Annotated in this window: 5 protein-coding genes; 3 read left to right on the forward strand and 2 right to left on the reverse strand. The window is 74.6% G+C overall.

Annotated features, from left to right (window positions below; translation table 11 throughout):
* A partial coding sequence (locus L1885_RS25535) for a dihydrofolate reductase family protein (RefSeq protein WP_235799527.1) occupies positions 1-483 on the reverse strand: 483 nt, incomplete at its 3' end.
* A gap of 37 nt (positions 484-520) precedes the next feature.
* Here L1885_RS25535 and zapE point away from each other — a divergent pair.
* The 3 genes from zapE (at position 521) to L1885_RS25550 (ending at position 3,255) form a co-directional block, all read left to right on the forward strand.
* Entirely contained in the window at positions 521-1,603 is a 1,083-nt protein-coding gene (gene zapE, locus L1885_RS25540) for a cell division protein ZapE (RefSeq protein WP_235799528.1), read from the forward strand.
* 73 nt (positions 1,604-1,676) lie between these two features.
* The gene (locus tag L1885_RS25545) at positions 1,677-2,102 is read left to right on the forward strand and encodes an OsmC family protein (RefSeq protein WP_235799529.1); all 426 of its coding nucleotides are present in this window, start codon (positions 1,677-1,679) and stop codon (positions 2,100-2,102) included.
* 235 nt (positions 2,103-2,337) lie between these two features.
* The gene (locus L1885_RS25550) at positions 2,338-3,255 is read left to right on the forward strand and encodes a PPK2 family polyphosphate kinase (protein WP_235799530.1); all 918 of its coding nucleotides are present in this window, start codon (positions 2,338-2,340) and stop codon (positions 3,253-3,255) included.
* A 7-nt stretch (positions 3,256-3,262) separates the two neighbouring features.
* Here L1885_RS25550 and L1885_RS25555 read toward each other — a convergent pair whose 3' ends face one another.
* The gene (locus tag L1885_RS25555) at positions 3,263-3,475 is read right to left on the reverse strand and encodes a hypothetical protein (protein ID WP_235799531.1); all 213 of its coding nucleotides are present in this window, start codon (positions 3,473-3,475) and stop codon (positions 3,263-3,265) included.
* Positions 3,476-3,568: the final 93 nt, after the last annotated feature.

Here is a 3,568-nt window from a genome sequence, read left to right on the forward strand (position 1 = left end):
CAGCCGCTCCGCCGGCGCGGCGGCGCCCGTCAGCACCAGCGTCGGCACGAGCGGCGAGGTGAACAGGGGCAGCGAGAAGTCGAGGTCGCAACTGGCGGTGACCACGGCGACGGCCGGCGCGGGCCCCTGCCCGGCCGCGGCGCGCCGCGCGGCGAACGCCTCCCGGGCGCGCGCCGGCCGGTAGCCCTCCCGCCGTACGGTCTCCGCTCCGGCGACCACCACGTCGGCGAGCGCCCGCAGCACCCCGAAGACGCGCATGTCCGCCGCCGAGGAGATGGAGTGCGAGCGGCCCCCGTGCTGCGCGGCGCCGTCCAGCGTGGAGACCATGTTCCCCCGCAGCCACGCCCGGCCGTCCTCGCGCGCCGGATACGCGTAGGCGTCGGCGAGCTCGTCGAGGGTCCACTCCCGGTCGGCCTCGGGCGGCGCGGAGGCCGCCGCCCCGGCCGCGGATGTCTGATCGGTCACAGGGAACAGGCGTCGCATGCGAAGCAGTCTCGCCGGACTCCTAGAGTTGAGCAACGTGACCTCCTCCTCCGCCGACGCAGGCGCCTCCGCCACCGCGGCGGCCCCCCTGTCCCTGTGCGCCCGATCCCCCCACGTGCCGGCCGACCGGCTCGTCGCCGAGATGGTGCCGCCGCCGCGCTTCGACTCCGTGCGCTTCGACACGTACGTCCCCGACCCCGGGCAGCCGAGCCAGGCGCTGGCGGTCGAGGTCCTGCGGGGCTTCGCCGCGGGCCTCGCGGCGGGCGCGGAGGGCGGCCGGCGCCGCTGGTTCGCCCGGAAGCCCGCCGAGCCGGCCGGTCCGCGCGGGATCTACCTGGACGGCGGCTACGGCGTCGGCAAGACCCACCTGCTCGCTTCGCTGTGGCACGCGACGCCCGCCGAGCCGGAGCTGAAGGCGTTCGGGACGTTCGTCGAGCTCACGAACCTGGTGGGCGCGCTCGGCTTCCAGGAGACCGTGCGGACCCTGAGCGGCCACCGGCTGCTGTGCATCGACGAGTTCGAGCTGGACGACCCGGGCGACACGGTCCTCGTCTCGACGCTGCTCGCGCGGCTCGTCGAGGCGGGCGTCGCGCTCGCGGCGACCTCCAACACGCTGCCCGGCAAGCTGGGCGAGGGCCGCTTCGCCTCCGCCGACTTCCTGCGCGAGATCCAGGGGCTGTCGGCCCATTTCCGGCCGGTGCGCATCGACGGCGAGGACTACCGCCACCGGGGCCTGCCGAAGGCGCCCGCCCCGTACACGGCCGAGCAGGTCGAGCGGGTGGCGCGAAGCACGCGGGGAGCGAGCCTCGACGCCTTCCCGGCGCTCCTCGGCCACCTCGCCAAGGTCCACCCCAGCCGCTACGGGGCGCTCACGGAGGGGCTGGCCGCCGTCTGCCTGACCGGCGTGGGGCCGGTGCCCGACCAGTCCACAGCGCTGCGGCTCGTCGTGCTCGCCGACCGGCTCTACGACCGGGAGATACCGGTCGTGGCCTCCGGGGTGCCCTTCGACCGGTTGTTCGGCGACGACATGCTGAACGGCGGCTACCGCAAGAAGTACTTCCGGGCGATCTCCCGGCTCACGGCCCTGGCCAGGGAAGCGGAGGAGCTGATCAACGACTAGGTTCGGGCACCGGGTAGGTTCTCGAGGGGTACGACCGACCGGAGCCGTACGCAACCAGAGAAAGGGTTCCACCATGGCCACCAAGCGCCAGGCGCACACCGTCTGGGAGGGCAACCTCCTCAAGGGTGCCGGCAACGTCACGTTCGACTCCTCCGGCATCCCGCAGCAGTCGGTCACCTGGGCCTCCCGCGCGGAGGAGGCGAACGGGAAGACGAGCCCCGAGGAGCTCATCGCCGCCGCCCACTCCAGCTGCTTCTCCATGGCGCTGTCGAACGGCCTCGACAAGTCCGGCACCCCGCCGACCAGGCTCACCACGCAGGCCGAGGTCACCTTCCAGCCCGGCACCGGCATCACCGGCATCCACCTCACCGTGGAGGGCGAGGTCCCGGGCATGGACGAGGCCGACTTCGTGAAGGCCGCCGAGGACGCCAAGGCGAACTGCCCCGTGAGCCAGGCTCTTACGGGCACCACGATCACGCTGAGCGCCTCGCTCGCCTGATCCCCGCACCCGCGGAAGGGGCCCGGCACGCGCCCGCGTGCCGGGCCCCTCGTGTGCGGTGCGCACCGCCGGGCACTGCGACCCCGCGCATCCCCACCCACGCCGTCCGACGCCGTCCGACGCCGTCCCGCGCCGTCCCGCGCCGTCCCGCGCCGTCCCGCACCGGGTGCGCGCGGCTCGCGGGCCGGGCCGCCGCACCGCATTCTCGAAAAGGAATCGACGGAAAGGGCGCGCCATGGCGAAGAAGCACGGGAGCGGCAAGGAGGGCGGCGGCGCGAAGGCGAAGGCCGGCGGGAAGGGCGCGCCGCCCGGGCCGCCGCTGAGCGACCTGCTGCGTCTCCCGCCGGGCGAGGCCGTCGACCTGTCCGCCCACGACTCCCGTGCCACCCCCGGCGGCCCGAAGGGCAAGGCGGCCGGCGCGCGGGAGACCGCGGCGCTGGCCGAGCCGCTCGGCTCACTCCAGGAGCGCCTGTACGCAGCGAGCACCGCGGGCGACGTCCGGCGGCTGCTGCTCGTGCTCCAGGGCATGGACACCAGCGGCAAGGACGGGACGGTCAAGCACGTGATCGGCCTGTTCAACCCGGCGGGCTGCCGGATCAGGTCGTTCAAGGAACCGACCGAGGAGGAACTCGCCCACGCGTTCCTCTGGCGCGTCAAGCGCGCGCTGCCCGCCGCCGGCGAGATCGGCATCTTCAACCGCTCGCACTACGAGGACGTGCTCGTGGCCCGGGTGCGTTCGCTGGTGCCGCACCGGGAGATCCGGCGCAGGTACGGCCAGATCAACCGCTTCGAGCAGTCACTGGCCGACCGGGGCGTGCGGGTCGTGAAGGTGTTCCTGCACATCGGCTACGAGGAGCAGCGGCGGCGGCTGCTCGCCCGGCTGGACGACCCGGACAAGCACTGGAAGTTCAGCGAGGGCGACCTGGAGGACCGGGACCTGTGGCCGCGGTACCGCGACGCGTACGAGACGGCGCTGACCCGCTGCGCCGGGGAGGACACGCCCTGGTATCTCGTGCCGGCGGACCGCAAGTGGTACCGGAACTGGGCCATCAGCACGCTCCTGCGCGAACACCTGGCGGCCATGGACCCGCGCTTCCCCGCGGCGGGCTTCGACGTGGCCGCGGCCCGCGACCGGCTGCTCGCGACCCCCTGAGCCCGACTCAGCCGGAGCAGGCGAGGCGCTGCCCCTCCTGCCACTCGCAGACCGGGCACAGCGTCGCGCCGCGGGTCGTCTCCGGGTACTCGGTGGGCTCCGCGCACTGCACGCAGGCCGCGTACCGGACCGTCCCGGCTGTCTTCGGCGACCCTTCCGCGCGGGGCGCAGGGCCGTCCGCCGCGCCGTCGTGCTCCGGGTCCGTGGTGCGCTCGTCCATGTCCTCAAGGCTACGTCCGGCGCGACGCGGCCGTGGCGCCCTCACGGGCGCCGGAGCGCGACCCGGCTCGCGGCGGCCGCCGCGAGCGCGCCG

This window comes from Streptomyces fuscigenes (genome assembly GCF_021556455.1).
GTDB classification, from domain to species: Bacteria; Actinomycetota; Actinomycetes; order Streptomycetales; family Streptomycetaceae; genus Streptomyces; species Streptomyces fuscigenes.

Coding starts and splice junctions, on each gene's coding strand:
- L1885_RS25550 (WP_235799530.1), top strand. CDS start 2,338: ATGGCGAAGAAGCACGGGAGCGGCAAGGAGGGCGGCGGCGCGAAGGCG.
- L1885_RS25545 (WP_235799529.1), top strand. CDS start 1,677: ATGGCCACCAAGCGCCAGGCGCACACCGTCTGGGAGGGCAACCTCCTC.
- L1885_RS25555 (WP_235799531.1), bottom strand. CDS start 3,475: ATGGACGAGCGCACCACGGACCCGGAGCACGACGGCGCGGCGGACGGC.